Here is a 25,829-nt window from a genome sequence, read left to right as displayed (position 1 = left end):
CTTACTTACTGATCAATCTGTCGAGGGCAACAGCGGCGATAATCAACCCGCCCATTACCACCAGCTGGTAGTAGGTTTGTACCTGTAAGATATTGAGTCCGTTATTGATGGTGCCGATGATGAGACCACCAATCACGACCGAGAAGATGCGGCCTTTACCGCCGAAGAAGCTGGTTCCGCCGATGATGGCGCTGGCGATGGCGTATGTTTCAAATCCCATCCCGGCCAGCGGCTCCGCTGCGCCCAGACGCGCAGTCGACACCACGCCCGCCAGCCCGGCGCATACGCCAGAAATAATGAACACCACCAGAATATGAAACTTCACGTCGATGCCGGAGTAGAACGCCGAGTTTTTGTTACCGCCCAGGGCGTAGATATTGCGCCCCAGCCGCATACGGGTGGTGAGGAACCAGAGGATCACCGCGACGATCAGCGAGAAGATGACCGGTACGGGTATCCCGAGGACGCTGGCAGCGAAGAAGTTTACAAAATCGAACGAGAAGCCATAGACGGAGTTAGCATCGGAAATCACCAGCGTGATGCCGCGAAAAATGGCGTTAGTACCGAGAGTGATAATGAACGGATGTAGCCCGGTCCAGTTGACCAGACAGCCATTGATCGCCCCCAGCGCGCCGCCGACCAGTACGCCGCCAATCAGTGCTGCAAAAAACGGGTCGACACCAGCCAGCATCAGTTTGGCAGTCACCATGCCGGAGAGTGCCAGAATGGCTCCGACGGACAGATCAATACCCGCGACAAGGATGGCAAAGAATTCGCCCATCCCGATCAGCACCGTTACCGAGCTCTGGACAAAAATCTGCGTGATGTTGTTGGTGGTGAGGAAGTACTCCGATGACAGCGTGCCAAAGATGGCGACTATAATCGCGAGGATAAAAAAGGTACCGTACTTGTCCCAGAACAGCGCGAAGTTAAATGGCTTTTTCTCCGCCATATCGCCTTTCACTCTTGTGGTAATGCCCATGCCATGATCTCCTCTTCGCTCATGCCGTCGCGATTGGTCAGGATTTGCGTCAGCCGCCCTTCGCAGAACACGGCGATGCGGTCGCAGACGGCGATAATTTCAGGTAATTCAGATGACACCATCAGGATGACCTTGCCTTCGTCAGCCAGCTGGCGCATCACCTTGTAGATTTCGGCCTTTGCGCCGACGTCGATGCCTCGCGTGGGTTCATCAAAAATGATGACGTCCGGGTTGCAACACAGCCATTTAGAAATCAGCACCTTTTGCTGATTGCCGCCGGAGAGTTCGGTGATGTTTTGCTCTACGCTATGGCACTTCAACGCCAGCAACTGGCGCTGTGCTTCGGCGGTCTTGCGTTCTTCATGCTCGCGAAAGAGCCCCATGGCCCCTTTATAGCCACCGTTTTTCAGGCTCTGGCTGACGGCCATGTTTTGGTCGATAGAGAAATTAGGGAAAAAGCCATTTTCGCGGCGGCTTTCGGTGATGTAGGCCATCCCTTTTTTCAACGCATCCAGAGGCGAACGCGGGGAGATGGTTTTGCCGTTGAGGCGAATTTCACCGCTCGCGCGTTTATCCACGCCGAAGAGACAGTCCATCAGTTCGGTACGTCCCGAGCCGACCAGACCCGCAAAACCCAGTATTTCGCCGCGGTTCACGCTGAACGAAATATCTCGCACTTTTTTCTTGTCCCGGCTGGTGACGTTGTTCACCTCAAACACCGTGTCGCGTTCGATGTTGCCGGTGCTCTCTTTCATGGCGTTAAAGCGGTTTTGCAGTTCGCGGCCGACCATCAGGCGCACAATGTCGTCGTTTGAAACGTCACTCACCAGGCCACTGCATACGCTGGAACCGTCTTTCATTACCGTGTAGCGGTCGCAGATGCGGCGGATTTCCGCGAGCTTATGCGAGATATAGACAATGGCGGTGCCTTCTTTACGCAGCTGATTCATGATCAAGAAAAGATAATCCACCTCTTTATTGGTTAATGAAGATGTGGGTTCATCCATAATGATCACTTTGGCATCGAGCATTAAGGTTTTCGCGATTTCCAGCATCTGTTTATGGCTGATGGATAAATTCGCTACTTTTTCATCTAAATCGACTTTTAATCCGACGCGTAAGAGCATCATCGCACCGCGAATGCGCATCTCTTTCCAGTCAATAATCCTGATGCCACAAACCGTTTTGGTCAGGTGACGGCCTATATATAGATTTTCCAGCACGGTTAATTCATCAATAACGCTGAGTTCCTGATATATAATGCCGATGCCCAGTCGTGCTGCCAGTTTATGATCCAATCTGTCGTAATTCTTTTCATTAATAATAATGGAGCCTTTGGTCGGTTCATGAATTCCCGACAATACTTTCATTAAGGTTGATTTACCGGCACCATTCTCCCCTAATAACGCGTGGATCTCATGAGGGTATATAGTTAAATCAACCGATTTTAATGCGTGAACCGGACCAAAGGATTTGCCGATCCCCGCCATCGAGATATATGGCGTGACCATGTTTATTTCCTTCTCTGTTCACCCTCTCCCTGTGGGAAAGGGCCGGAGTGAGGGCATCAAGCCGCACAGTTCTGCGTTATTTTGTCACCAGAATCGAATCCACCAACTTGAATTCAGGCGTTTTTTCCAGCGGGATGACTTTCCCGGTTTTCGCGGCATCCACCATTAATTTCAGGCCGGTCGCCCCGATGTCCGCCGGGTTTTGTGCGACGGTTGCCGTCATCTGACCGGCTTCGACCATCTTACGCGCCTCTGGGATACCATCGGTGCCGACCACCAGCACTTTGCCGATTTTACCGGCGTTTGCCACCGCCTGTGCCACGCCCATCGCCATGGTATCGTTCGCGCAGTAGAAGGCTTTCAGATTCGGGTTTCGTTGCAGCACGTTGGTTGCCACATCCAGAGCTTTAATGCGATCCCAGTCAGCGGGCTGGCTGGCAACCAGCTTAATTTGGTTTGCTTTTTTGAAGGCTTCTGTTGCGCCATTGCGGCGCGCCTCGCCCGATGCGTTACCGGCTTTACCCTCAATGATTGCGACTTCGCCCCCCTCCGCACCAAGTTTATTGATAATAAAATCGGCCCCTTTTGCGCCGACGGCCACGTTGTCCGTTGTGACAAACCCCTCTACATTGCCACCTGCTTTTTTCAGGTTATCCATATCGATTTTTTCATCGAGATTCACCAGATAGAGACCTTTCTGCCAGGCGCGCGCGACGGGCATGACCAGATTCACGGAGGAGAGTGGGGCAAAAGCGATACCCTTGTATTTTTTATTACTCAGATCTTCGAACAGCTGTAGCTGGGACTGAAAATCCCCTTCTGACGGCGAGGCAAAAATATCAACGCTTACTCCCAGGGTTTTGGCTTCATCTTCAATCCCTTTCTTCATATCCACCCAGAATGGATTGGAGAGCGTTTTTAATACCACCGCATATTCCGCAGCAGCAAACGCGCTGGTGGATAACATTAAGCCCATAGCGGCGCCGCTGAAATATTTCAGATATTTATTCATAGCAGTGTTCTCAATGTAGGGTATGTTGTTGTTAATCCCGCCTGAGCAGGATTAACCTTTTAATTTACTTCAGTGCGCCAGGAGAGAAGAAATCCACAATAGCGCCGGTTTTTTGCATATTAAGTGTGGCCTGTTCGATATTTTGTTGTGCAACGGAAACAAATAACGCATCTAATAATGTAAGCTGTAATATACGCGCGGAGGCGTTGCGCCCTAATAACGGGGTCTCTGGTGCTGGCGAACAAATAATATAATCAGCAAGTTTAGCAATCGGCGAATGGTAGCTATGGGTAATACAGATAATTTTGGCGCCGTTCTTTTTTGCTAACTCAACTGCTGCTTTCACATCACTGGTGCGGCCGGAATGGGAGACCACCAGTACCACATCCCCTTCCTTCAGCAGCGATGCCGACATCATCATAATGTGCGCGTCCTGATACGACTGGCAGCGCACGCCGATGCGTAGAAACTTATGCTGGATGTCGGCGCAAATAGCGTTAGAACCACCCACACCGTACAGATCGCGCTGGTTGGCCTGGGCGAAGAAACGTGCCGCGCGGTGAATTTCATCCACGTTCACTATCGACTGGCCTTCCATAATGGTGCGCAGCGTAATATTGAACACTTTGTTAACCACATCCTGTGGTGCTTCATCAAAAGCGAGTTCCGCAGGTAATACTTGTTCGGATTGCGAGAAGTAGTCGACCAGCGCCGCACGCAGGTTACGGAAACCGCTAAAGCCGAGCAGTTTGGCCACTTTCACGATCATCGCTTCCGACACCATCAGCGTTTCGGCAACGTCTTTAATCGCAGGCGCGCCGCTCAGGTTACCCGGCTGGAGCAGCCAGTCGACGATACGGCTTTCGTTGTCGGTCATGCCTTCCTGCTTCATGCGCAGGTACGGTGCAAGGCCAATGCCGTTAGGCAGCTCTTTTTTAAATTCTGACTGACTCATCGCTCTCTTTTGTCCTTAAAAATGAAGACGACACTATATCACCACACTCTGGCATGAAAATATGCTGGTAACTTCACAATGTTTAAAAATTCATAAAGTTTTATTGTCTGTGAAGTTTTGATGGGCGATTGCTTTATTATTCCCTTGAAAATCAATAATATAATTATGACACGTTAACGGATTTTAATGCATGCCGTAAGAAATATACCGTCATGAGAGAGTTGAAATGTCAAAGTCATGGGTGTAGAACACGCGCAGAACTCGATGGTTTTGAGGTTTTATTGCACAACTGACCGGTCTTAAATCACAACTCCATCGAGTTCGTAAAGTTAACCCACGATGAGGTTTATTATGAAAAAGATTGCATTTGGCTGCGATCACGTAGGTTTTATGCTGAAAGAGGATATTCTGGCCCATCTGCGCGCGCGTGGCATCGACGTGGTGGATAAAGGCACCTGTTCCCCGGAGCGTACTGACTACCCGTATTATGCCAGCGCGGTTGCACAGGCTATTATCGATAAGGAGGTGGATGGCGGCATCCTGATCTGCGGAACGGGGGTAGGGATCTCCATTACGGCCAATAAGTTCCCGGGCATCCGCGCAGTGGTCTGTAGCGAACCTTATTCAGCTCAGCTTTCAAGGCAGCATAACAACACGAATGTGCTGGCATTTGGTTCGCGCGTGGTCGGACTGGAGCTGGCAAAAATGATCGTCGATGCCTGGCTAAATGCACCGTTTGAAGGGGGACGACATCAGGCGCGAGTCGATGCGATAGGGGCGATTGAACAGGCCAGGAATTGAGATTCCTCCGCTACCCCGGTTCCCTGCCATTCATTACCGTAAGGCCAGTTCACCTGCGAGTCTGGCCTTATGAAACGTTACTCTACCGCTCTGTTATTGGGTCTGCTGACTTTAACCAGCCAACTGGCGCATGCCGATGTGATTGATGATGCCATTGGCAATATTCAGCAGGCGATCAACGACGCCTATAACCCCGGCAGCAGCCGTAATGATGACGACGACGATCGTTACGATCGCAGCCGTCAAACCGACAGCCGCCAGTACGACGATCGTCGTCGACAGTTAGAAGATCGACGCCAGCGTTTAGACGAGCGTCAGCGGCAGCTGGATGACGATCGGCGTCGGTTAGAAGAGGATGAGCGCCGGTTAGAGGATGATTACGATCGGTGGTAACGCCGGTATTGCAACGCACAGGCCGGGTAAGGCGCAGCCGCCACCCGGCAAAACCTAATCCAGTACCAGCACCATCCCGTCATACCCCGCTTCAATGCCGGACGGCAGCGGGTTATTCATCATCCACACGTCAAACTGATGGCTGATATGCGTCAGGATCACCTGCGGACAGCCAATCACCCCGTTCAGCGCAATCACCGTATTCAAATCACAATGGTTGCGCGGCGTTTCCGGGCGCGGTTCATGGCTACAGTCGATAATCATCGCCTGCGGCTGATTGTTTAGCAGAAACGTCACCGTTTTATCCGGTAGCCCGGCGGTATCAGAAAGCCACGCCACGCGGCTGTGGGCGGACTCCAGCAGATAGCCAAACGTGAGTTTTGAATGGTTGAGCGGCAGCGGCGTGACCCGCAAGCCCTGAAGTTCAAACATCACAAACGGCTCCACCGTGTGGCTGAAATCGAGAAGGCCCGGATGCTTGAACAGGTCGTCACAGCCTGCGTCGTCCGGCGGACCGTAAACCGGAATGGTCGCTCCCACGCCCCAGCGCAGAGGAAAAAGCCCCTGAACGTGATCCATATGATAATGGGTAAGCAAAATCTGCCTGAAACTCCCCGCGGGCCAGTCGTCCATCAGGTGTGGAATACCCGCGTCCAGCAAGGTGACCGAATCGTTGAATTTCACCGCCGCGCTACAGGGGCGACGGCGATAATTTTCCTGTAAACGCGCCCGTCGGCACGCCGCGCAGTCGCAGCCAAACACCGGCACCAGCTGCGCCCCTCCGGTTCCTGTCAGCGTGATCGTCAGACTCATAACGCACCTCTACAGCGGTTTGGTGAAGCGGAAATGGCTTTGCGTATATCCTTCACGAACATAAAAACGGTGCGCGTCCACGCGCTTCACGCTGGTGGAAAGCTCGGTCAGCTCGGCGCCTGCCTGTCGCGCGACGTCCTCTGCCCAGGCCAGCAGCTGGCTGCCCACTTTTAATCCGCGCGCCTGCGGCATCACCACCAGCTCCTGGATCTCGCCGATCCAGCGGGCGTGATGCAGGTGAAACTGCATATGCAGGCCGATCATACCGATGATCTGCCCGTCCAGCTCGGCCAGCTGGTAACGCATATTGTGATCCTGCAAGTTGGCCAGATACCCGGCGTGAAACGCCTGATGATCGAACTCGGCCTGCTTAAGTTCGCAGATCAGCGCGTAAACGATCGGCGCATCGTCGGCGGTGGCGGGGCGAAGCTGGCAGTCAGGCATGCTGTTTCTCCTTCTGGCGAATAAGCGATAGCAAGGTCTCGACTGACTGTAGCAAACTTCCGTCGTTATTGAGGAGATGGCAACCCGACGGGGTGTAGCGCGCCGCCCGTTCCAGCCGCTGGTCGATCTCGCGCGCGTTTTCGCGCCCCCGCTTTTGCAGCCGGCTACGGAGAACGTCCGGGGAAACCTGCAAACAGACCGGGAGCAGCGCCGCTTCGTACCGGGCGCGAGCCTGCGGGAGATGCGCCCGCGAGCCGTTAACCAGCACGTCGAACCCCGCATGCAGCCAGAGGTCAATCTCAATACCGACGCCATAGTAGTAACCGTTGGCATGCCAGCTCAGCGCCAGCAGGTTTTGTCCGGCGCGGGTAAAAAACTCCTGCTCGCTCAGGGCGATATGGTTCTCGCTTCCGGCGTTGGCATCGCGCGTGATATAGCGGTGCGCCACCAGCAGCTGTGAATGTTCCCGCTGCCGTAACGCCGACAGCAGGCTGTCCTTCCCGGAGCCGGACGGGCCCATTAACCAGATGAGTCTTCCCATCAGAATACCCTTTTTCCCTGACGCCAGACGTGGTCGATATGAATGTGCTCGCCCTTACGGTGGGCGAGCACCAGATCGGCCCGTTTCCCCTCGGCAATTTCACCGCGATCGTGAAGATTAAGCGCGCTGGCCGGGTTTTTCGTCACCAGGCGAATCGCCTGTGGCAGCGTGAAGCTGTTGTTCTCGTCGTCCGCGACGCGGAAGGCCGCGTCCAGCAGGCTGGCGGGGTAATAGTCAGAGGAGAGGATATCCAGCAGGCCGAGCGAGGCGAGCCTGCTTGCCGCCACGTTGCCGGAGTGCGATCCGCCGCGCACGATATTTGGCGCGCCCATCAGGACGTTCATGCCGTGCTTACGCGATGCCTCTGCCGCTTCAAACGTGGTGGGAAATTCAGCTATCACGCTGCCAAGCTGGTGGGATTCGCGCACGTGATCGTGCGTTGCGTCGTCATGGCTGGCCAGGGCAATATTCCGGTCCCGGCACATCGCGGCAATGGAGAGGCGATTCGGCTGCGACCACTGGGCCGCAAGCTGGAGCTGCTCTTCTTCGTAGCGGGCCATCTCCGCGTCGTTGAGCGAATATTTGCCCTGATAGTATTCGCGATACTTTTCAATGTTGGCGAACTGGCGCTGCCCCGGCGAGTGATCCATCAGGGAAACCAGCGAGACCGGCTCGCGGCCCACCAGCTTCTCAAACAGCGGCAGGGTGGTGTGGTGCGGCAACTCGCAACGCAGGTGCAGGCGGTGCTCGGCGCGGTTGAGGCCGCGCTTTTGCGTCTCCTCCACGGCGTTGATCATCTTCTCCAGGTTCTCCAGGCGATCGCCGCCGTCGCGCACGTCGCCAATCGCCACCGCGTCCAGCACCGTGGTGATGCCGCTGGCGACCATCAGCGCGTCGTGGCTGCTCATCGCTGAATGAGCAGGCCAGTCCACCTTTGGGCGCGGGGTGAAGAATTTATCGAGATTATCGGTATGCAGCTCAATCAGCCCCGGCAGCAGCCAGCCGCCTTCGCCGTCCATCGCTTCAGGAGTGCGGCTCCGGGTTTCGGCAAAGGCGCGGATGACACCGTCCCGCACCTCAACCGAGCCGTTCACGACCTCATTTTCCAGCACCAGCCTGACATTATTGATAATCATACGTTTGTCCCCATCGGGTGCAGTCTGTCCGCCACGCGTTGGCGTACGGCGTCGTCGTGGAAGATCCCGACGATCGCCGCGCCGCGCGCTTTGGCCTGTTCGATCAGTTCCATCACCGCTGCGCTGTTCTTACTGTCGAGCGAGGCGGTGGGTTCATCCAGGAGTAAAATCGGGTAATCGACGATAAAGCCGCGGGCGATGTTGACGCGCTGCTGCTCGCCGCCGGAAAAGGTCGACGGGGCGAGGTGCCACAGACGCTCCGGTACGTTGAGGCGCGTCAGCAGGCTGGCGGCTTTAGCGGCGCAGGTTTCGCGCGGCACGCCGAGATCCAGCAGGGGTTGCATGACCACGTCCAGGGCGGAGATCCGCGGGATCACTCGCAGGAACTGGCTGACCCAGCCGATCGTCGAGCGGCGCACTTCCAGCACTTTGCGCGCGGGAGCCTGAACCAGATCGACCCATTCATTGTTATGGCGAATATGAATATGGCCTTCGTCCGGCAGGTAGTTGGCATACAGGGAGCGCAGCAGGGTGGATTTTCCGCTGCCGGAATGGCCATGCAGCACCACGCATTCGCCGTTGCTGACCTCTAACGAGGCATTTTGCAGTACCGGCAGGCGCACGCCGTTTTGCTGGTGGAGCACAAAGGTTTTACTTACGTTTTGTACGTGGATCATGTTGGCCTCGCGATTCGTTTTGCCGGGTGGCGGCTTCGCCTTACCCGGCCTACGGGTGCGGTGTTCGTTTTGCCGGGTGGCGGCTTCGCCTTACCCGGCCTACAAGGTGCGGTGTTCGTAGGCCGGGTAAGCGCAGCGCCACCCGGCAACCGCGCCCTCAGTTCTGCAATACGGACGACACCAGCAGCTGGGTATACGGATGATGGGGATCGTCGAGCACGCGGTCGGTTAACCCACTTTCCACCACCTGACCCTGCTTCATCACCAGCAAGCGGTCTGCCAGCAGGCGCGCGACGCCTAAATCATGGGTGACAATCACCACCGCCAGGTTTAGCTCCACCACCAGGCCGCGCAGCAGGTCGAGCAGGCGAGCCTGCACAGAGACGTCCAGCCCGCCGGTCGGTTCATCCATAAACACCAGCTTCGGATGGGTGACGAGATTGCGGGCAATCTGTAAACGCTGCTGCATGCCGCCGGAGAAGGTGGTCGGCAGGTCGTCGATGCGCGAGGCGGGAATTTCAACCTCTTCCAGCCAGTGCTGCGCCGTGGCGCGGATGTTGCCGTAGTGGCGCGCGCCGGTGGCCATCAGCCGTTCGCCGATGTTGCCCCCCGCCGACACCTGGCGGCGCAGGCCATCCATCGGGTGCTGGTGCACCACGCCCCACTCGGTGCGCAGCAGGCGGCGGCGATCGGCTTCGCTCATGCCATACAGCGACACGCCCTCATACAAAATGTCGCCATTCTGCGGCGTCAGGCGCGCGGAGATGGACTTCAGCAGGGTGGTTTTACCGGAGCCGGACTCGCCGACAATGCCCAGCACTTCGCCCGGCCACAGCTCAAACGACACGTCGCTAAAGCCTTTGCCCGGCGCATAAAGGTGAGTCAGGTTATTAACCGAAAGCAGCGGTTTCATTGGCTGTTCGCCTCGCTCTGTTGGCGGCAGTAATCGGTGTCGGAGCAGACAAACATCCGTTTGCCCGTGTCGTCCAGCACCACTTCATCCAGATAGCTATGCTTCGAACCGCAGATGGCGCACGGCTCGTCCCACTCCTGCACCGTAAACGAGTGATCGTCAAAATCCAGGCTCTCCACACGGGTGTACGGCGGTACGGCGTAGATGCGTTTTTCACGTCCGGCGCCAAAAAGTTGCAGGGCGGGCATCATGTCCATCTTCGGGTTATCGAATTTCGGGATCGGCGACGGGTCCATCACGTAGCGGCCGTTCACCTTCACCGGGTAGGCGTAGGTGGTGGCGATATGGCCGAAGCGGGCGATGTCCTCATACAGTTTGACCTGCATGATCCCGTACTCTTCCAGGGCGTGCATGGTGCGGGTTTCGGTTTCCCGCGGCTCAATAAAACGCAGCGGCTCCGGGATCGGCACCTGGAAAATCAAAATCTGATCTTCAGTCAGCGGGGTCTCCGGAATGCGGTGACGGGTCTGGATCAGCGTCGCGTCTTCGGTTTTTTCGGTAGTATTAACGCCCGTTACGCGCTTAAAGAAGTTGCGGATCGACACGGCGTTGGTGGTGTCGTCTGCCCCCTGGTCGATGACCTTAAGCACGTCCGCTTCGCCGATCACGCTGGCGGTGATCTGAATACCGCCGGTGCCCCAGCCGTAGGGCATTGGCATTTCGCGGCCGCCGAATGGCACCTGGTAGCCGGGGATCGCCACTGCCTTCAGGATGGCGCGGCGGATCATGCGTTTAGTTTGTTCGTCCAGATAGGCAAAGTTGTAGCCGCTTAAGTTAGCCATTGGCGCGCTCCCGTTGCAGGCGTTTCAGCAGTTCCAGTTCGGCCTGGAAATCGACGTAGTGCGGCAGCTTGAGGTGCGAGACAAAGCCGGCGGCCTCAACGTTATCCGCGTGGGCCAGCACGAACTCTTCGTCCTGTGCCGGGCCTGCAATATGCTCGCCGTAGTCCGGCGCCTGGAGTGCACGGTCAACCAGCGCCATCGCCATCGCCTTGCGCTCGCTCAGGCCATACACCAGCCCGTAGCCGCGGGTAAAGTGCGGATCTTCATTCTCTGGCGCGACAAAACCGTTGACCATTTCGCACTCGGTCATCAGCAGTTCGCCGATGTTCACCGCAAAACCCAGCTCTTCCGGCACGATTTCAATGTCGATATAACCGCTGCGGATCTCTGCCGCGAAGGGGTGGTTGCGCCCGTAGCCGCGCTGCGTGGAGTAGGCCAGCGCCAGCAGATACCCTTCATCGCCGCGCATCAGCTGTTGCAGGCGGGACGAGCGCGAACAGGGATAGACCGGCGGCGTGCGGGTGATGTCATCCGGTGTGCTGCCGGTGTCCTCTTCCGCCTTCGCCAGCCCCTGGTTTGCCAGCAGGCTAAAGACGTGCGGGGAGGCGTCTTGTTCAGCGTCAGAGACGCTGAGCTGCGGTGTTTCACCGTTCGCCAGCAGAGTGAAGTCCAGCAGGCGATGGGTGTAGTCGTAGGTCGGACCAAGCAGCTGGCCGCCAGGAATATCTTTGTACACCGCAGAAATACGGCGCTCTAATCGCATTTCCGCCGTATTCACCGGCTCGCTAACCGCCAGCTTCGCAAGCGTAGTGCGGTAAGCGCGCAGCAGGAAGATGGCTTCCACGTTATCGCCGCTGGCCTGTTTCAGCGCCAGCGCCGCCAGTTCGCGGTCCGCGATGCCGCCTTCGGTCATCACGCGGTCGACGGCCAGGTTTAACTGCTGTTCAATCTGGGCGACGCTCAGCTCGGGAAGGGCGTCATCCCCCCGGCGTCTGTGCGCCTGCAAGGCATGGGCGGCGGCGATCGCCTTCTCGCCCCCTTTGACGGCAACGTACATCAGCACACCTCCACGTGAGTGGTTCTCGGGATCGCCAGCAGGCGCTCGCCGCAGGTCAGGATCAGGTCGATACCGAGCGGGAACGGATGCGGGCGCTCGGTCAGCTCATGAATGATGCACTCCGGCAGCTGGGGGGCGACCATCCGCTCGTCGGCAATCCCTGCACCCGTCAGGCGCAGCATGCGGCCACCGCTCAGGCTGGAGACCTGCAAAATCAGCGTAGCGCTGGTTTCTGGTGCGACGGCGCTGCCTTCGCTCAGGGCGTTAAGCTGTTCGTGGCTGATTTGCTCGTCGGCCACGGCGAAGACCGCCTGCTGGGGCTGCTCGACCAGCGGCGCGTTGGTGTGAAAGCGCAGGTTCTGGCTGGCGATATCGTTCAGCAATGCGCCTGACAGCCATACCGGGGTGTCGTTGTCCGCCAGGGTCAGCAGCACGCTGGTCGAGGCGAGGTTCAGCGGCAGCCAGCCCTGGGAGAGCTGATGCAGCGAGACAATGACGCCCGGCTCGCTCATGGCTTTCAGCAGGCGACGGAAACTCTGTTGGGCATCCTGGACGGCCAGGGTAAAAGCAGGTTGAAGCGTCATGCGTTGTCTCCGCGAACGAGCGTAAAGAAGTCGACCCGGCTGGTATTCACTTCGGCCTGACGCGCGGCAAGGCGTGCGGCGCGGTCGGCTTCCAGCGGGGCAATAAGGGTTTCCATTAACGTCTGAAAATGCGGCTGTTCCTGTAAAAGCGCGTCGATCGCTGCGCAGCGCTCGGCGTGCGTTTTGTCGCGCCCAAGTACGTAGCCGTAGCCCAGCGTGCCGCTTTTCAGGCGGATCACCGCGCGGGTGAGGGTGGCATCGCCGGCGAAGAAGCGCTCGCCGGTGCCGCCCATGCGTGCCTGGATCTGCACCAGGCCGATCTCCGGCGCGCGGATCGTGTCGTAGTCCGGCGTCAGGCCGAGCGTGCTCATGCGGGCAGCCAGCGCATTAGGCTGGCTGTGGGCCAGCACGCGCATCCAGCGCTGACGAGTGGAGGTGTCGAAGTGCATTCAGTGCTCCATGGTAAATTCAATCATGTCGGCGCGGGTCAGGCTGACGGAGTATTCCGTTGCGTTGACGTCGCCGTCACGGTGGTTGAGGGTGCGCACGCAGAGCAGCGGGGCCATGTTGGGGATCTCCAGCACCTTGCTCTCTTTCGCCTGCGCGCGGCGGGCGCTGATGCGCGTCTGGGTGCGTTTGAGCGCGATACCCGTCGCGTCCTGAAGAAAATCATGCAGGGAACCGCTGGCGAAATGTTGCAGCACGGGCCAGAGGGTGAGGTCCGCGAAGTAGTGGTCGATCTGACAGACCGCCACGCCGTTCACCCGGCGCAACGTGCGCAGGTGAACGACGTTGTCGCCCTCCTGAATCCCCAGCGCGTCCGCCACGTGGCGGGAGGCGGGGCGCAGGACTGACAGCAGCTTTTCGCTGGTGGGGGGGCTGCCCTGATCGAGCAGGTTCTGGCTAAAACGCGCCTGGGCATTGAGCGGGTAGTCGAACGGACGCATCAGCACCAGCACGCCGACGCCCTGACGGCGCTGGACCCAGCCGCGCTCCACCAGTTGATCGATGGCGCGACGCAGGGTGTGGCGATTCACTTCGTAGCGGTCGGCAAGCTGCTGCTCGGCGGGCAGGTAGTCTCCGCAGCGATAGTGCGTGCGCAGCTCCACTTCGAGCTTGGCTGCAATCTCTTGCCAGCGGGTAGGGTAACTGGTCGGATGTCTGGATAAGTGCATACAAATCAAAGCCTCGCTTCTCAGATGAAGTGCTTACGCAAACGTTGAGAGAGGAAATCCAGCAGGCTGACGGTGACGATGATGAGCACCATCAGGGCGCAGGTTTGCTGGAACTGGAAACCACGAATGGCTTCCCACAGGGTGACGCCAATGCCGCCTGCGCCCACCATGCCGACCACGGTGGCGGAGCGAACGTTGGACTCGAAGCGGTACAGGGAGTAGGAGATGAGCAGCGGCATCACCTGCGGCAGGACGCCGTACAGGATCTCTTCGATTTTGTTCGCTCCGGTTGCGCGGATGCCTTCCACCGGGCCGGGCTCGATGGCTTCAACCGCTTCGGAGAGCAGCTTGGAGAGCACGCCGGTGGTGTGGATGAACAGCGCCATCACGCCCGCGAACGGACCCAGGCCGACGGCGACCACGAACAGCATCGCAAAGACCATTTCGTTGATGGCGCGACAGGCGTCCATCAGGCGACGCATCGGCTGGTAGATCCACCACGGCACGATGTTTTCGGCGCTCATCAGGCCAAACGGAATGGAGAGGATCACGGCGAGGGCGGTGCCCCAGACGGCAATTTGCAGGGTGATCGCCATTTCACCGAGGTAGTCCTGCCACTGGCTGAAGTCCGGCGGGAAGAAGTCGGCGGCGAAGGTCGCCATGTTGCCGGAATCTTTGAAGAGCAGCAGCGGATCCATCTCCGCGCCCTTCCAGGAGATAACGAGCACCGCCAGCAGAACGGCCCAGCTTATGAGCGAGAACCAGCTGCGCTTTGGTGGCGGGAGGGTGATGGTTTGCATGTTGGCTCCTTTGGGTTTAGTCCCCTCTCCCTTGAGGGAGAGGGTTAGGGTGAGGGGGAAATGTGCGTGCTGATGCCCTCACCCCGGCCCTCTCCCACAGGGAGAGGGAGAAAAGCGTTACTGCACCGCTTTATTCACGCTGGTCATGGCACCGAGCGCGGCGGTCAGGCGGTCGAGATCGTCCAGCTGCGCCTGAATTTCCGACACTTTGCTGGTCTTCTCTTCTTCCTTCAGACCCTTGTTGTCCTTCACGCCCTGCATCTGCTTGAACAGCGCCAGCTGGCGAATCGGCACCAGCTGCAAATCGCTGGACGCGCGGAACGGTGCCCAGCCCAGACGCGCCAGAACCGCTTTCTCTTCCGGCGTTTTGCCGTAGTTCATAAAGAAGTCGTAGACCTTGTCCTTGGTGCTCTCGGAGAGGTTTTTGCGCCACACGATCGGGTCGCCCGGGATCAGCGGTGATTTCCAGATGACCTTGATTTCCTTCAGCTTGTCCGGCGCGGAGGTCTTCAGCTTGTCGAGGTTTTCAGTGTTGTTGGTGGCGACGTCAACCTGCTTATTCGCCACGGCCAGGGCGTTGGTTTCGTGGCTGGCGTTGACCGTGCGCTTAAAGTCGCTGGCGGAGACGTTGTTTTTCGCGAAGACGTAATAGCCAGGGACGAGGAAGCCGGAAGTGGAGTTCGGGTCGCCGTTACCAAAGGTCAGCTCTTTGCGTTTGGCGAGCATGTCGTTGAGATTGTTGATCGGGCTGTCTTTGTTAACGATGAGCACGCTCCAGTAGCCCGGGGAGCCGTCTGCCGCAACGGTCTGGGCGAAGACCTGGCCGTTCGCGCGATCTACCGCTTCCATAGCAGAGAGGTTGCCATACCAGGCGATGTCGACTTTGTTGAAGCGCATTCCCTGAATGATGCCCGCGTAGTCCGGGGCGAAGAAGGCGTTTACTTTGATCTCCAGTTTGGTTTCCATATCTTTCAGGAACGGTTCCCACTGCGGCTTCAGGTTTTGCTGTGATTCCGTTGAAATGATGCCAAAGTTCAGCGCTTTTTCCTGTTCCTCAGCGTAAGCAGGGCTTAGCAGGGTGCTGATGCTGAACATGCTGGTGAAGGCCAGCGCGGCAACGGCTTTGTAGTTCATGTCCATTCCTCGTTATAGGGACGTTAAGCAGCCTGCGCGCGCTCTTCGACGCGGTTTACGCTGCGGTAGAGATGATCGAAACGTTCGTTATCAAACTGGTGGCTTGCGCCATCGAAGAACACATGGCCCTGACGCAGGGCGACGATGCGCTCGCAGTAGCGCAGGGCGTAATCCACCTGATGCAGCGTCACCACCACGGTGATGCCGTCGTTCTGATTGATGTCGCGCAGGGTTTCCATCACGATGCGGGCCGATTCCGGGTCCAGCGAGGCGATAGGTTCATCGGCCAGAATGATTTTGGCTTTCTGCATCAGGGCGCGAGCGATGGCGACGCGCTGCTGCTGTCCGCCGGAGAGCGTGGAGACGCGCTGGTGGGCGAAATGCGCCATGCCGACGCGAGTCAGCGCCTGTAAGGCTTCTTGCTTCTGGGATGGGGAGAACCAGCGCAGGCAGGTGCGCCAGAACGGGGTGCTGCCGAGCGCGCCAATCAGCACGTTCTCGAGCACGGTCAGGCGGTTCACCAGGTTGAACTGCTGAAAGATATAGCCCGTCTGGGCGCGGCTTTTGCGAATATCGCTCGCCAGACGCCCCGCATGTTGCACGGTGTTACCCAGCAGTTCGACGCGGCTTTCCGGCGTTTTGTCACAGGTAATCAGGCCGCTCAAGTGACGAAGAAGGGTTGATTTACCTGAACCAGACGGCCCCAACAGCGCCACCATTTCGCCCTGCTGGACGGTCAGATCAACGGCATGCAGCGCCTTGTTGTGATGGAAGGTTTTGCTCAGTTTCTCGACGCGAATGACAGTTTGCATGTGCCGGGCCTCACGATAAATGTGGCCTCATGCTGGCGCATCAATATGACATTTGGGTTAAGTCTCGGTTGCGGGAATTTGAAGAGTTGAGGGGAGTTTGATGACAATCACCGCAGGCCCGGTCAGCGCAGCGTCTCCGGGCGCTGTTGCCGGATGCGCTGCGCTTATGTGGCCTACGGTTTAACGACGTTAATCATCCACGGCACGCCGTATTTATCGGTGACTTTCCCGAATCCGTGCGCCCAGAAAGTCTCCTGCCAGGCCATTTCGACATTGCCGCCATCAGAGAGGTTGTCGAACCAGCGTTTGCCTTCATCCACGTCCTGCGTGTCGAGCACCAGCGTAAATCCGGCGTACTGCGCGCTGCTGCCGGGTGGCAGACCATCGCTCATCATGATATCGCTGCCGGCAATGCGGACGTTAGAGTGGGCGATGGCGGTATCCGGGAAGTTCATGCCTGACGGACAGCCTTCTTCACTGTTTTCGTCTTTGGGCATTTCGCCGAAGGTGATTTTGTAGAGGAGCTCTGCGCCGACGGCCTGCTGATAGAAGGCGGTCGCCTCCGCACAGTTGCCGGCGAAAGAGATGTAGGGACTTAACGGCATAATCTTTACCTCACGTAAGAAAAGCCCGTTAAGTGTAGTTCCCGAACGCCCGGTAAGCGAAGCGTCACCGGGCGGGACAATCAGTTCTTTTTCACGAACTCAGATTTCAGTTTCATCGGACCGAAGCCGTCAATTTTGCAGTCGATATTATGATCGCCTTCAACCAGACGGATATTTTTGACTTTAGTGCCGATCTTCAGCATGGAGGAACTGCCTTTTACCTTCAGATCTTTCACAACGGTAACGCTGTCGCCGTCTGCCAGCAGGTTGCCGTTCGCGTCTTTCACGATCAGCGCATCGCTGTCCTGTGCAGGCTCCGCATCGTTCCATTCATGGGCGCATTCCGGGCAAACGAACATGCCATTGTCTTCATAGGTGTATTCAGAATTGCATTTCGGGCAGTGTGGAAGTTGCATGTTGGTATCCTCAAAAGTGTTAACACGCTGGAAAACGCCAGCTAAATGACGGCAGTGTGCCGAAAAAGGCAGCGAGTATAGCGCAAATCCCCACTTTTGTCGGTGATATTGTTTTATAAAAATAGCGCATAAATGCGCAAGCGATGACACGAACTGTCAGTGAATTAAGGGAATCTTAAGCCCTGAACGGCAGAGATCGTAATCATGCTAAATGTATCGAATATTTTATTACAGCAAATTGCTACGCTGTGCCATTTCGGATAAGGTGAAGGAACAAGCCGTTATTTATCTATCCTCTTCTGACGCCATACATCTTTTGGCGCCAGGGAATACCTCTCTTTTTTGGTGGGTAAATAACGATGATATATCCTGATGTTTCCTGAAAATGCGTTTTGTCTATTCACTTTTGGCTTTCTGGCCAGGGGATGTTTTACACGTATTACGAGGGTGGTTTTTAAATTCTCATTATCTTCAGTTAGTTGTATTAAATGAACATGTTTTCCATACGTGATCATATAAGCCTGAAAAGTATAATTAAAACATCGTGGCTTAATAAAAGTAATAAATTTGCGTTAAGGGAAGGCTTTTATCATGCACACACAGACCATATTTGAATTAAGCCAGGAAGCTGAACGATTGTTACAGCTCGCTCTGAACAATCTTGATTCATTAAAATCTATGCCGATTGCAAAGCTGGATAGCACAGCCGCTGCGATGAGCGGCGTTAATAACAACGTTTTGCCGTTACATTTTAGCGCACGGGGTGTCGACGCTCAGCAGGCGATGCTGAATAACGAATTACGCAAAATAACCCGCCTCGAAATGGTGCTGGCGATTGTGGGTACCATGAAAGCGGGAAAATCGACCACCATTAATGCGATTGTGGGCACGGAAGTGCTGCCGAACCGCAATCGTCCGATGACGGCACTTCCCACGCTGATCCGCCATACGCCGGGCCAGAAGGAGCCGGTGCTGCATTTTTTGCACGTTTCGCCCATCGATACCCTGATTACCCAGTTGCAGAAAAAACTGTGCGATAAAGATCGCGGCAAGCTGGCGCGGCGTCTGGAAATCGACAAGGACATGAATACGCTGCTGGAGCGCATAGAAAGAGGTGAGGCGTTTGAAAAACATCACCTGGGCGCGGAGCCCATCTTTCATTGTCTGAAAAGCCTGAACGATCTGGTGCGGCTGTCTCAGGCGCTGGGCGTGGAGTTTCCGTTCTCTGAGTATGCCGCGATAGAACATATTCCGGTGATTGAGGTGGAGTTTGTGCATCTCGCCGGTCTGGATGCGCACCTGGGGCAACTGACGCTGCTCGACACGCCGGGGCCGAACGAGGCCGGTCAGCCGCACCTGCAAAAAATGCTCAGCGAGCAGCTGGCGCGCGCCTCCGCCGTGCTGGCGGTGATGGACTATACACAGCTTAAATCTATTTCTGATGCGGAGGTTCGTCAGGCAATTTCGGCTGCCGGCAAATCCGTACCGCTTTACGCCCTGGTCAACAAATTCGATCAGAAAGATCGTAACAGCGACGATGAAGAGCAGGTGCGGGCGATGATTTCCGGCACGCTGATGAAAGGAAATATTTCTCCGGGGCAAATTTATCCGGTCTCTTCTATGTGGGCCTATCTGGCAAACCGCGCCCGCTATGAGATGAACGTTCATGGGCGCCTTCCCGATCATCAGGATCAGCGTTGGGTACAGGATTTTGCCGAGGCCGCGCTGGGCCGCCGCTGGCGAACGGCCGACCTGGACGATATTGACCATATTCGCCATGCGGCGGATCTGCTGTGGGAGGATTCGCTGTTCGAACAGCCCATCCGCAAACTGATTTACGCGGCTTACGCCAACGCCTCGCTGTTCGCTTTGCGGTCGGCATCGCATAAGCTGCTGAACTATGCGCAAAATGCCAGAGAATACCTGGATTTTCGCCATCAGGGACTGACGGTCGCTTTTGATGAGCTGGAGCTGAATATTGCGCGTCTGGAAGAGGATATGACGTTGCTGCGTCAGCGGCAGAGCGTGGTGAGCGATGAGGTCCAGCATGAAGTTGAAGAGGCGCTCAACACAACGGATGCATTCCTGCTTCGCCAGAAAGGTGAACTTCACCAGGCGCTGGGCGACATTTTTAGCCGCCCGTCTATTCTTGATTTAGCAGGGCGCGAGCCATCCAGTTTGCGTGCAGACGACGCGGATGCGATCCAGCAGCTGGTGCTTGACGATGAAGGGCAGGCGCAGATTGTCCTGAGCAAGATCCGATCGTCATGCGAGCAGATTATGCTGAATGCGCAGAGCAGAATTGGCCGGGAGCTGGCGTTACGCTTCGATCAGCTGGAGTCTACGCTCGCCCGATCGTTGAATGAGGCGATGCGACCCATCGAGACGCGAATTAAGGAGCAGCTCAGTCATGCCGGATTTCGGGCGCGGATTAGCTTCCCGGCGTTTCAGGCAAACCAGCTTAATTTCAATACGCGCGGCTTATTTAATGATGCCATTGTGCAGGACACCCCTCCCGCCAGTCAGCCAGCAGGGGCAGGCAGCGTACGTAATACCGTCTCGCGCTGGCTCAATAATCCCGGCTGGGGCTGGGAAGAGTATGTCGTGACGCGCACACGCTATGTCATCGACATCGTTCAGCTTCATGGCAAATTTACGCAACATATCGATCAGTTTTGCGATCAAATACGTAAAGCTTTGGCCGCGCAGGTCGATGTCTCTGTTACGGCAGGTATGGCAACGTTCTTTGCAGAGTTTTCGTTGTGCCTGACCGGGTTACAGGAAAGCTTGCGTGATAGCCTTGCCGTGCGGCAGCAGAATGAACATTCAACCCGGGCGCTTAGCCAGTTGTTGAAGCAAAGTATGACTACTGCGGCGTGGATTCAGGAAGATACCCGACTGTTACGCGATGATATTCAAACCTTATTCGCGGCAGAGCAACCATGACAACACAGCTACTGGACGGTCCCGGGCGGACGCTGGAGTGTATTCATCCAAAATTTATGGTCGATTTGGTCCAGGGGGCGGACGCTGCACGTCACTCCCTCCTGGGGCCACAGCAACTGCAATTTCGTGAGCGTTTGACGCAGGAGATCATTACGCAGACCCGGCTGCGGCCGTGGGCAATGGCGGGAATGCTCAACGAAAATGCAGCGCTGCGGCTGGGTCTGGCGGAGAAACTGGCCGGTATGCTCGACCCCGGACACCTTGCGCTGACCCGTATGTCCTACAGGCTGGTAGCCCTGCGCCAGCAGGTGAATCCACGCCTCCCTCAACCGCCCGGATTGTTGCAACAGTACGAAGAGCTCTCCTCACATTTCAACCAGCGTGCCGCCTATAAAGAGAAAGCGCTCGCGCAGCGCGGCCTTACGGTTCAGGCGGGTGAGCACAGTGAGCAAATTTTTACCCGCTGGCGAGCCGGGCAGTATGACGGCTGGTCGCTGGCTGGCCGCTGCTTTATCGTGCTGGAAGAGTTGCGCTGGGGGGCGTTTGGCGATGCCTGTCGTCTGGCGAATAGCGATGTGGCGGCCATGCTGAAAGATAATCTGCGCAGCATGGCCGCAAACTATCTGGCACAGGGAATTAATGCTTCTCCCACCACCCGGCATTTTTACCATCAGTGGCTGACGACGCCCGCTTCTCCCGGTCTGATTGATTATAAAGATATGCTGGGCTGGCTGGGGGACTGGTGTCAGGCGGATAAACATCCGGTGAGCTGGTCAGTGACGCAGAGCTGGCAAACGGTCGCGCTGGGAATGCCGAGACTCTGTTCGGCAAAACGGCTGGTGGATGGCATGGTGGAAGAGATATTTGGTACGTGATTGCCCCCTCTTTTTAAGGAGGGGGCGAAAGGGTTAGTGGTGCATTTCTACCGCTTCAGGTTCTGTCCGGGACTCAGGCACATGCCCAAAGCGTCTGGCATACAGTGCCGTGATGACAGGGACCAGAATTGCCGTCACAATCACGCTGGCGGCAACCAGAGCCGTGGCGGAAGCGGCCACGGGTTCAAAGGCCGGGTTAATCTGGGCGATAATCACCGGGTTGGCTACCGCAGCGCCTGCAGCCGAAGAGGCGGCCACGCCCGCGGTTCCGTTGCCGCCCCCGATGACGCGGTCTGCAATAATCAGTGGAATACCCGTGATGACGATGACGGCAACACCCAGCACAATGCCCAGCAGGCCGGTTTCCAGAATCACGTTCAGGTTGATGGTATTGCCCAACGCGAAGCCGAAGAACGGGATCAGTACCGGGGTGGCTTTGCTGAAGAAATCACGCAGATCGTGATCGAGGTTGCCCAGCGCAAAACCAATCAGGAACGGCAGGATCGCCCCGACAAAATGGTGTGGTTCAAAAGAGGCAAGGCCGGCAGAACCCAGAATCAACATCGTCATCAGCGGACCCGACTCCAGGGACATCAGCACGAACGCGCCCGATTCTTCTTTGGTGCCATATTGATTCATCAGGCTGGCATAGAGACCGCCGTTGGTCATATCCATTGCTGAGACTATGGCCAGAACAGATAATCCGGCGAAGAAGCCGGTCTGAATTCCATTCTCCGGAATGAACATTGCACAGATCATGGCAACAACCCAGGCGACCGCAATTTTAGTAATGACCAGCGTCCCTGATTTACGTAATACCGTACCTGTTGCACGCAAGTTAATAGATGCGCCGATGCAAAAGAACCAGACTGCCAGAATCGGTACCGTTCCGGTAATCATACCTTTTGTAAAACCGCCAAAATAAGCACCGGTATTCGGGGCTAGCGTATTTAATATCGCGCCAAGTACCAGCGGGACCAGCATCATCCCGCCCGGGATGCGTTCTATTGTTGCTTTAATCTTCATCATTAACCCTCACATCTCGTCCGCATGGCTGGCGGAAAGCTCAAAAAATAGATCAACAAATTCAAACGATTGCCTTTTTTGGGGCCAATCGATTCGTTATTTATGCTGTAGAGCGAAATTCAGGTGTTCAGCATTCCTTCATTTGAAAGCTGCTGGGATATCGTGTTCGGATTTATCATGCGATCTTTGGAATTGTGATTCAACGAAAATAAAACGCTGTTTTAGTTATCTTCGTCACATATTGAATGTAAACAGGATTGCCCACTGTTAATAATTGAATTTTGTGTAAATTCGCTGTGAAAAAATGTGCTTGCATTTTGTTTGGGGAGGAATAATAACGGGCGTTAAGATCTGTTTGATAAGGGGGTTTAGAATGACCTTATTTATCGTGAATTGACAAAAGCTGAAGGCAACTTACGAACAGGAAAAATAAGTGTGAAGTTGATCACATATATAAACGCTGGTAGGGTAAAAAGGTCTTTAACTGCCCAGACAGGCGTCAACAGGTTCGGTTGTATTGAGGTAAAACGTCAATGTAAGTAAACCTGCTACGCTTGAATAAGGAGATTCGCATGGAGCGGATCTCTGGTTCACAGCTTGCAAAATGCGCTGTGAAACGGACGGGGCTGAGTCTACGAGGAAAGCTATGCTTAGAAGGAAAAAAGTAAAACCCATCACGCTGCGCGATGTCACCATTATTGATGACGCGAAACTGCGCAAAGCGATTACAGCGGCCTCGCTCGGTAATGCGATGGAGTGGTTCGATTTTGGTGTTTACGGCTTTGTGGCCTATGCACTTGGTAAAGTGTTCTTCCCTGGTGCCGATCCCAGCTTGCAGATGATTGCTGCGCTGGGTACGTTCTCCGTTCCCTTCCTGATTCGTCCTCTCGGTGGCCTTTTCTTCGGCATGCTGGGTGATAAATATGGTCGCCAGAAGATCCTGGCTATTACCATTGTCATCATGTCGATAAGTACATTCTGTATCGGCCTTATTCCGTCGTATGCAACTATTGGTATATGGGCGCCGATTCTGCTGTTGATCTGTAAGATGGCGCAGGGCTTCTCCGTTGGCGGCGAATATACCGGTGCATCGATTTTTGTCGCTGAATATTCTCCGGACCGTAAACGTGGCTTTATGGGCAGCTGGCTGGACTTTGGTTCGATTGCCGGTTTTGTCATGGGCGCGGGGGTTGTGGTTCTGATCTCAACCGTAGTGGGTGAAGAGAACTTCCTTGACTGGGGCTGGCGTATTCCGTTCTTCCTGGCGCTGCCGCTGGGCATCATTGGGCTTTATCTGCGTCACGCCCTGGAAGAGACGCCTGCGTTCCAGCAGCACGTTGAAAAGCTGGAGCAGGGTGACCGTGAAGGGTTACAGGATGGCCCGAAAGTGTCGTTCAAGGAGATTGCGACCAAACACTGGCGCAGCCTGCTGACCTGTATTGGTCTGGTGATTTCCACCAACGTGACCTATTACATGCTGTTGACCTACATGCCGAGCTACCTGTCGCATAACCTGCACTACTCGGAAGACCACGGTGTGCTGATTATTATCGCCATCATGGTGGGTATGCTGTTTGTGCAGCCGATTATGGGGCTGCTGAGCGACCGCTTTGGCCGTAAGCCATTCATTATTCTCGGCAGCGTAGCCCTGTTCGCACTGGCAATCCCGGCCTTTATTCTGATTAACAGCAATGTGCTGGGGCTGATTTTCGCCGGTCTGCTGATGCTGGCGGTGATCCTCAACTGCTTCATCGGGGTGATGGCTTCTACGCTGCCGGCAATGTTCCCGACGCATATTCGCTACAGTGCGCTGGCGGCAGCCTTTAATATCTCCGTTCTGATTGCGGGCCTGACGCCGACGCTTGCTGCTTCACTGGTGGAGAGCACGCAGAACCTGATGATGCCTGCTTACTATCTGATGGTCATTGCGGTGATCGGCCTGATTACCGGTATTACCATGAAGGAGACGGCGAATCGTCCGTTGAAAGGGGCAACGCCTGCGGCGTCTGATATTCAGGAAGCGAAAGAGATCCTGCGTGAGCACTACGATAATGTAGAGCAGAAGATTGAAGATATTGACGCAGAGATTGAGGCGCTCCAGACAAAACGCTCTCGCCTTGTCGATCAGCATCCGCGAATTAACGAGTGATAAAAAAACCCGCCGCTGGCGGGTTTTCTTTTATTAGCATCCTGCGGCAATATAGTCGCCGCCGGCGCTGACGGGGATCACCGTAAGGAACAGGATCGTCGCGAACAGTATCAGAACAACCCCTCCGGCAATTTTGACCATCGGCATTACCCAGTTCAGGGACGTGCCGCCGCCAAACCAGGTTACTGTGCGTTCACGCGCGTAACGTACTGCCAGCGACAGCCCCATAATCGACAGCGCCGTGCCCAGCGACATTGTCATCACAGCAGCAATCCCCCAGCTAATAATACCGAGCGCATTCGAGAACATCAGGATCATAATTGCCCCGCTGCACGGGCGTGCGCCAATGGCCAGCACCACGCCCAGACGGGTTTTCCAGTCGCTTTTAGTCAGATCCACCCCTACGCCGTGATGGCAGCAGCCACAGCGTTCATTATGCTGTTGAAGCGGCTTGATGGCGCTAATCGCCATTTTGCGCGGACGCAGGCTGCTGAGCGCCTGATAAATGATAAACGCACCGAAGACGGCAATCAGCACGGCGCTGATTTTCTCGACGTACCAACGGCTGGTGCTGATATCTCCTGACGCGAGGTTCAATCCAACCGCCAGGATAAAGACAAAGACGATCGCGCTGACGCCCTGCATCATGCTACCGATAAACGGTACGACGCGCGCCGCGAGCTGGCTCTCTTTATTGGTGGTGAGATACGTGGTGACGATAAATTTGCCGTGCCCAGGTCCAACGGCATGGAGTACACCATAAAGAAACGCACCGGTTAACAACCATAGCCCACCGCTGTACTGATGATTATTAAGTTGCAGCAGATACATCACCAGATATCGGTGCAGGGTGATCTGGGTGGCGAGGCACCACTGAATAAAAGCATTCCAGTGCGTATGCAGTGCAAAACCTGCCATAAGTAACACCAGCACGGCGAGCCCGGCGGTTGGGATACGCCAGTCACGTTGAAGTCGTTGTGTCGTCATGAGGTTGGCCCGCGAGAGAAATATTTGCCGCTAGTATAGTGTTCAAATCGCTGGATCACACCGGGATCGTCAATGGATTGTGGATAAGTCTGTGTGTAAAAAGGTATAAGGCGGGGTTTTGCTGGGGAATACAGCAGTCAGTCATTTTTTTGCAACTTTTCTGTTGCGGTCGCTCGGGAACTCCCTATAATGCGCCTCCATCGACACGGCGGATGTGAATCACTTCACAGATAACCCGGTCGG

General features: G+C 55.9%; 27 protein-coding genes. 5 read left to right on the top strand and 22 right to left on the bottom strand.

The window, feature by feature from the left end; genetic code table 11:
• Position 1 precedes the first annotated feature (1 nt).
• The 4 genes from alsC to ACWKXX_RS19160 all read right to left on the bottom strand — a co-directional run bounded on the left by alsC (position 2) and on the right by ACWKXX_RS19160 (position 4,460).
• Complete coding sequence (alsC, locus tag ACWKXX_RS19175; protein ID WP_017382644.1) at positions 2 to 982, bottom strand: D-allose ABC transporter permease; 981 nt, start codon at positions 980 to 982, stop codon at positions 2 to 4.
• On the bottom strand, positions 961 to 2,493 hold the full coding sequence (gene alsA / locus ACWKXX_RS19170; protein ID WP_261665799.1) for a D-allose ABC transporter ATP-binding protein AlsA: 1,533 nt from the start codon (positions 2,491 to 2,493) through the stop codon (positions 961 to 963). Before alsA ends, alsC begins: the two co-directional genes overlap by 22 nt.
• A 76-nt stretch (positions 2,494 to 2,569) precedes the next feature.
• Positions 2,570 to 3,505: a D-allose transporter substrate-binding protein gene (alsB, locus tag ACWKXX_RS19165; protein ID WP_015570212.1), complete on the bottom strand. Its 936-nt coding sequence runs from the start codon at positions 3,503 to 3,505 to the stop codon at positions 2,570 to 2,572.
• A 64-nt stretch (positions 3,506 to 3,569) separates the two neighbouring features.
• On the bottom strand, positions 3,570 to 4,460 hold the full coding sequence (locus ACWKXX_RS19160) for a MurR/RpiR family transcriptional regulator (protein ID WP_015570213.1): 891 nt from the start codon (positions 4,458 to 4,460) through the stop codon (positions 3,570 to 3,572).
• Positions 4,461 to 4,811: 351 nt separating this feature from the next.
• On the opposite strand from ACWKXX_RS19160, the gene rpiB reads away from it, so the two are divergent.
• Together rpiB and yjdP are read left to right on the top strand one after the other, a co-directional pair.
• Positions 4,812 to 5,261: a bifunctional allose-6-phosphate isomerase/ribose-5-phosphate isomerase RpiB gene (gene rpiB, locus ACWKXX_RS19155; protein ID WP_023295775.1), complete on the top strand. Its 450-nt coding sequence runs from the start codon at positions 4,812 to 4,814 to the stop codon at positions 5,259 to 5,261.
• Between the two features lie 69 nt (positions 5,262 to 5,330).
• Positions 5,331 to 5,654 carry a DDRRRQL repeat protein YjdP gene (gene yjdP / locus ACWKXX_RS19150; protein WP_017382647.1) on the top strand — a complete coding sequence of 108 codons (324 nt, stop codon included), beginning with the start codon at positions 5,331 to 5,333 and terminating at the stop codon, positions 5,652 to 5,654.
• A 54-nt stretch (positions 5,655 to 5,708) separates the two neighbouring features.
• Here yjdP and phnP read toward each other — a convergent pair whose 3' ends face one another.
• The 16 genes from phnP to ACWKXX_RS19070 form a co-directional block, all read right to left on the bottom strand.
• The gene (gene phnP / locus ACWKXX_RS19145; RefSeq protein ID WP_017694704.1) at positions 5,709 to 6,467 is read right to left on the bottom strand and encodes a phosphonate metabolism protein PhnP; all 759 of its coding nucleotides are present in this window, start codon (positions 6,465 to 6,467) and stop codon (positions 5,709 to 5,711) included.
• A gap of 9 nt (positions 6,468 to 6,476) precedes the next feature.
• Positions 6,477 to 6,911: an aminoalkylphosphonate N-acetyltransferase gene (gene phnO / locus ACWKXX_RS19140; protein WP_015570217.1), complete on the bottom strand. Its 435-nt coding sequence runs from the start codon at positions 6,909 to 6,911 to the stop codon at positions 6,477 to 6,479.
• Entirely contained in the window at positions 6,904 to 7,455 is a 552-nt protein-coding gene (phnN, locus tag ACWKXX_RS19135) for a ribose 1,5-bisphosphokinase (protein ID WP_032104477.1), read from the bottom strand. Before phnN ends, phnO begins: the two co-directional genes overlap by 8 nt.
• Positions 7,452 to 8,588, bottom strand: coding sequence for an alpha-D-ribose 1-methylphosphonate 5-triphosphate diphosphatase (phnM, locus tag ACWKXX_RS19130; protein WP_015570219.1), 1,137 nt, complete (start codon positions 8,586 to 8,588; stop codon positions 7,452 to 7,454). Before phnM ends, phnN begins: the two co-directional genes overlap by 4 nt.
• The gene (phnL, locus tag ACWKXX_RS19125; protein WP_017382651.1) at positions 8,585 to 9,265 is read right to left on the bottom strand and encodes a phosphonate C-P lyase system protein PhnL; all 681 of its coding nucleotides are present in this window, start codon (positions 9,263 to 9,265) and stop codon (positions 8,585 to 8,587) included. The genes phnM and phnL overlap by 4 nt, the downstream gene beginning before the upstream one ends.
• Positions 9,266 to 9,422: 157 nt before the next feature.
• Entirely contained in the window at positions 9,423 to 10,178 is a 756-nt protein-coding gene (phnK, locus tag ACWKXX_RS19120; RefSeq protein WP_015570221.1) for a phosphonate C-P lyase system protein PhnK, read from the bottom strand.
• Positions 10,175 to 11,020 (bottom strand): alpha-D-ribose 1-methylphosphonate 5-phosphate C-P-lyase PhnJ, encoded by an 846-nt coding sequence (gene phnJ, locus ACWKXX_RS19115; protein WP_246896075.1) that lies wholly within the window; start codon positions 11,018 to 11,020, stop codon positions 10,175 to 10,177. Before phnJ ends, phnK begins: the two co-directional genes overlap by 4 nt.
• Positions 11,013 to 12,077, bottom strand: coding sequence for a carbon-phosphorus lyase complex subunit PhnI (locus ACWKXX_RS19110; protein WP_015570222.1), 1,065 nt, complete (start codon positions 12,075 to 12,077; stop codon positions 11,013 to 11,015). The genes phnJ and ACWKXX_RS19110 overlap by 8 nt, the downstream gene beginning before the upstream one ends.
• Entirely contained in the window at positions 12,077 to 12,661 is a 585-nt protein-coding gene (gene phnH, locus ACWKXX_RS19105; RefSeq protein ID WP_003860219.1) for a phosphonate C-P lyase system protein PhnH, read from the bottom strand. Before phnH ends, ACWKXX_RS19110 begins: the two co-directional genes overlap by 1 nt.
• A complete protein-coding gene (gene phnG / locus ACWKXX_RS19100; protein WP_015570223.1) occupies positions 12,658 to 13,110 on the bottom strand; it encodes a phosphonate C-P lyase system protein PhnG in 453 nt (150 codons plus the stop codon). Before phnG ends, phnH begins: the two co-directional genes overlap by 4 nt.
• Entirely contained in the window at positions 13,111 to 13,836 is a 726-nt protein-coding gene (gene phnF / locus ACWKXX_RS19095; protein WP_261665797.1) for a phosphonate metabolism transcriptional regulator PhnF, read from the bottom strand.
• A 20-nt stretch (positions 13,837 to 13,856) separates the two neighbouring features.
• Positions 13,857 to 14,636 carry a phosphonate ABC transporter, permease protein PhnE gene (gene phnE, locus ACWKXX_RS19090; protein WP_017382653.1) on the bottom strand — a complete coding sequence of 260 codons (780 nt, stop codon included), beginning with the start codon at positions 14,634 to 14,636 and terminating at the stop codon, positions 13,857 to 13,859.
• A 117-nt stretch (positions 14,637 to 14,753) separates the two neighbouring features.
• Positions 14,754 to 15,770, bottom strand: coding sequence for a phosphonate ABC transporter substrate-binding protein (gene phnD / locus ACWKXX_RS19085; RefSeq protein ID WP_454540841.1), 1,017 nt, complete (start codon positions 15,768 to 15,770; stop codon positions 14,754 to 14,756).
• 23 nt (positions 15,771 to 15,793) lie between these two features.
• Complete coding sequence (phnC, locus tag ACWKXX_RS19080) at positions 15,794 to 16,582, bottom strand: phosphonate ABC transporter ATP-binding protein (protein ID WP_003860210.1); 789 nt, start codon at positions 16,580 to 16,582, stop codon at positions 15,794 to 15,796.
• A gap of 173 nt (positions 16,583 to 16,755) precedes the next feature.
• Positions 16,756 to 17,187 (bottom strand): VOC family metalloprotein YjdN, encoded by a 432-nt coding sequence (yjdN, locus tag ACWKXX_RS19075; protein ID WP_063624395.1) that lies wholly within the window; start codon positions 17,185 to 17,187, stop codon positions 16,756 to 16,758.
• Positions 17,188 to 17,267: 80 nt separating this feature from the next.
• Complete coding sequence (locus tag ACWKXX_RS19070; protein ID WP_003860206.1) at positions 17,268 to 17,603, bottom strand: zinc ribbon domain-containing protein YjdM; 336 nt, start codon at positions 17,601 to 17,603, stop codon at positions 17,268 to 17,270.
• A 591-nt stretch (positions 17,604 to 18,194) separates the two neighbouring features.
• Between ACWKXX_RS19070 and crfC the strand changes: the two genes are divergently transcribed.
• Both crfC and ACWKXX_RS19060 read left to right on the top strand, forming a co-directional pair.
• Positions 18,195 to 20,549 (top strand): clamp-binding protein CrfC, encoded by a 2,355-nt coding sequence (crfC, locus tag ACWKXX_RS19065; RefSeq protein ID WP_015570228.1) that lies wholly within the window; start codon positions 18,195 to 18,197, stop codon positions 20,547 to 20,549.
• The gene (locus ACWKXX_RS19060; RefSeq protein WP_261665796.1) at positions 20,546 to 21,424 is read left to right on the top strand and encodes a YjcZ-like family protein; all 879 of its coding nucleotides are present in this window, start codon (positions 20,546 to 20,548) and stop codon (positions 21,422 to 21,424) included. The genes crfC and ACWKXX_RS19060 overlap by 4 nt, the downstream gene beginning before the upstream one ends.
• A 33-nt stretch (positions 21,425 to 21,457) precedes the next feature.
• Here ACWKXX_RS19060 and kdgT read toward each other — a convergent pair whose 3' ends face one another.
• Positions 21,458 to 22,450 (bottom strand): 2-keto-3-deoxygluconate transporter, encoded by a 993-nt coding sequence (gene kdgT / locus ACWKXX_RS19055; RefSeq protein WP_017382657.1) that lies wholly within the window; start codon positions 22,448 to 22,450, stop codon positions 21,458 to 21,460.
• A 646-nt stretch (positions 22,451 to 23,096) separates the two neighbouring features.
• Here kdgT and proP point away from each other — a divergent pair.
• A complete protein-coding gene (gene proP, locus ACWKXX_RS19050; protein WP_015570231.1) occupies positions 23,097 to 24,599 on the top strand; it encodes a glycine betaine/L-proline transporter ProP in 1,503 nt (500 codons plus the stop codon).
• A 33-nt stretch (positions 24,600 to 24,632) separates the two neighbouring features.
• Here the strand turns inward: proP and ACWKXX_RS19045 are convergent, their stop codons facing one another.
• The gene (locus tag ACWKXX_RS19045; protein WP_032620763.1) at positions 24,633 to 25,586 is read right to left on the bottom strand and encodes a nickel/cobalt transporter; all 954 of its coding nucleotides are present in this window, start codon (positions 25,584 to 25,586) and stop codon (positions 24,633 to 24,635) included.
• Positions 25,587 to 25,829: the final 243 nt, after the last annotated feature.

The sequence above is a fragment of the Enterobacter sp. UPMP2061 genome (assembly GCF_053709615.1).
This window is presented reverse-complemented; position numbering and strand designations above follow the sequence as displayed.

Bases quoted from the DNA above. Each gene is read 5' to 3' on its own strand.
- proP (WP_015570231.1), top strand. From the start codon at position 23,097: ATGCTTAGAAGGAAAAAAGTAAAACCCATCACGCTGCGCGATGTCACC.
- phnO (WP_015570217.1), bottom strand. From the start codon at position 6,911: ATGCCTGACTGCCAGCTTCGCCCCGCCACCGCCGACGATGCGCCGATC.
- phnD (WP_454540841.1), bottom strand. From the start codon at position 15,770: ATGAACTACAAAGCCGTTGCCGCGCTGGCCTTCACCAGCATGTTCAGC.
- ACWKXX_RS19160 (WP_015570213.1), bottom strand. From the start codon at position 4,460: ATGAGTCAGTCAGAATTTAAAAAAGAGCTGCCTAACGGCATTGGCCTT.
- alsA (WP_261665799.1), bottom strand. From the start codon at position 2,493: ATGGTCACGCCATATATCTCGATGGCGGGGATCGGCAAATCCTTTGGT.
- phnE (WP_017382653.1), bottom strand. From the start codon at position 14,636: ATGCAAACCATCACCCTCCCGCCACCAAAGCGCAGCTGGTTCTCGCTC.
- phnG (WP_015570223.1), bottom strand. From the start codon at position 13,110: ATGCACTTCGACACCTCCACTCGTCAGCGCTGGATGCGCGTGCTGGCC.
- phnM (WP_015570219.1), bottom strand. From the start codon at position 8,588: ATGATTATCAATAATGTCAGGCTGGTGCTGGAAAATGAGGTCGTGAAC.
- phnK (WP_015570221.1), bottom strand. From the start codon at position 10,178: ATGAAACCGCTGCTTTCGGTTAATAACCTGACTCACCTTTATGCGCCG.
- ACWKXX_RS19060 (WP_261665796.1), top strand. From the start codon at position 20,546: ATGACAACACAGCTACTGGACGGTCCCGGGCGGACGCTGGAGTGTATT.
- phnJ (WP_246896075.1), bottom strand. From the start codon at position 11,020: ATGGCTAACTTAAGCGGCTACAACTTTGCCTATCTGGACGAACAAACT.
- kdgT (WP_017382657.1), bottom strand. From the start codon at position 22,450: ATGAAGATTAAAGCAACAATAGAACGCATCCCGGGCGGGATGATGCTG.
- phnL (WP_017382651.1), bottom strand. From the start codon at position 9,265: ATGATCCACGTACAAAACGTAAGTAAAACCTTTGTGCTCCACCAGCAA.
- ACWKXX_RS19110 (WP_015570222.1), bottom strand. From the start codon at position 12,077: ATGTACGTTGCCGTCAAAGGGGGCGAGAAGGCGATCGCCGCCGCCCAT.
- rpiB (WP_023295775.1), top strand. From the start codon at position 4,812: ATGAAAAAGATTGCATTTGGCTGCGATCACGTAGGTTTTATGCTGAAA.
- ACWKXX_RS19045 (WP_032620763.1), bottom strand. From the start codon at position 25,586: ATGACGACACAACGACTTCAACGTGACTGGCGTATCCCAACCGCCGGG.
- crfC (WP_015570228.1), top strand. From the start codon at position 18,195: ATGCACACACAGACCATATTTGAATTAAGCCAGGAAGCTGAACGATTG.
- phnF (WP_261665797.1), bottom strand. From the start codon at position 13,836: ATGCACTTATCCAGACATCCGACCAGTTACCCTACCCGCTGGCAAGAG.
- yjdP (WP_017382647.1), top strand. From the start codon at position 5,331: ATGAAACGTTACTCTACCGCTCTGTTATTGGGTCTGCTGACTTTAACC.
- phnH (WP_003860219.1), bottom strand. From the start codon at position 12,661: ATGACGCTTCAACCTGCTTTTACCCTGGCCGTCCAGGATGCCCAACAG.
- alsC (WP_017382644.1), bottom strand. From the start codon at position 982: ATGGGCATTACCACAAGAGTGAAAGGCGATATGGCGGAGAAAAAGCCA.
- ACWKXX_RS19070 (WP_003860206.1), bottom strand. From the start codon at position 17,603: ATGCAACTTCCACACTGCCCGAAATGCAATTCTGAATACACCTATGAA.
- phnC (WP_003860210.1), bottom strand. From the start codon at position 16,582: ATGCAAACTGTCATTCGCGTCGAGAAACTGAGCAAAACCTTCCATCAC.
- phnP (WP_017694704.1), bottom strand. From the start codon at position 6,467: ATGAGTCTGACGATCACGCTGACAGGAACCGGAGGGGCGCAGCTGGTG.
- alsB (WP_015570212.1), bottom strand. From the start codon at position 3,505: ATGAATAAATATCTGAAATATTTCAGCGGCGCCGCTATGGGCTTAATG.
- yjdN (WP_063624395.1), bottom strand. From the start codon at position 17,187: ATGCCGTTAAGTCCCTACATCTCTTTCGCCGGCAACTGTGCGGAGGCG.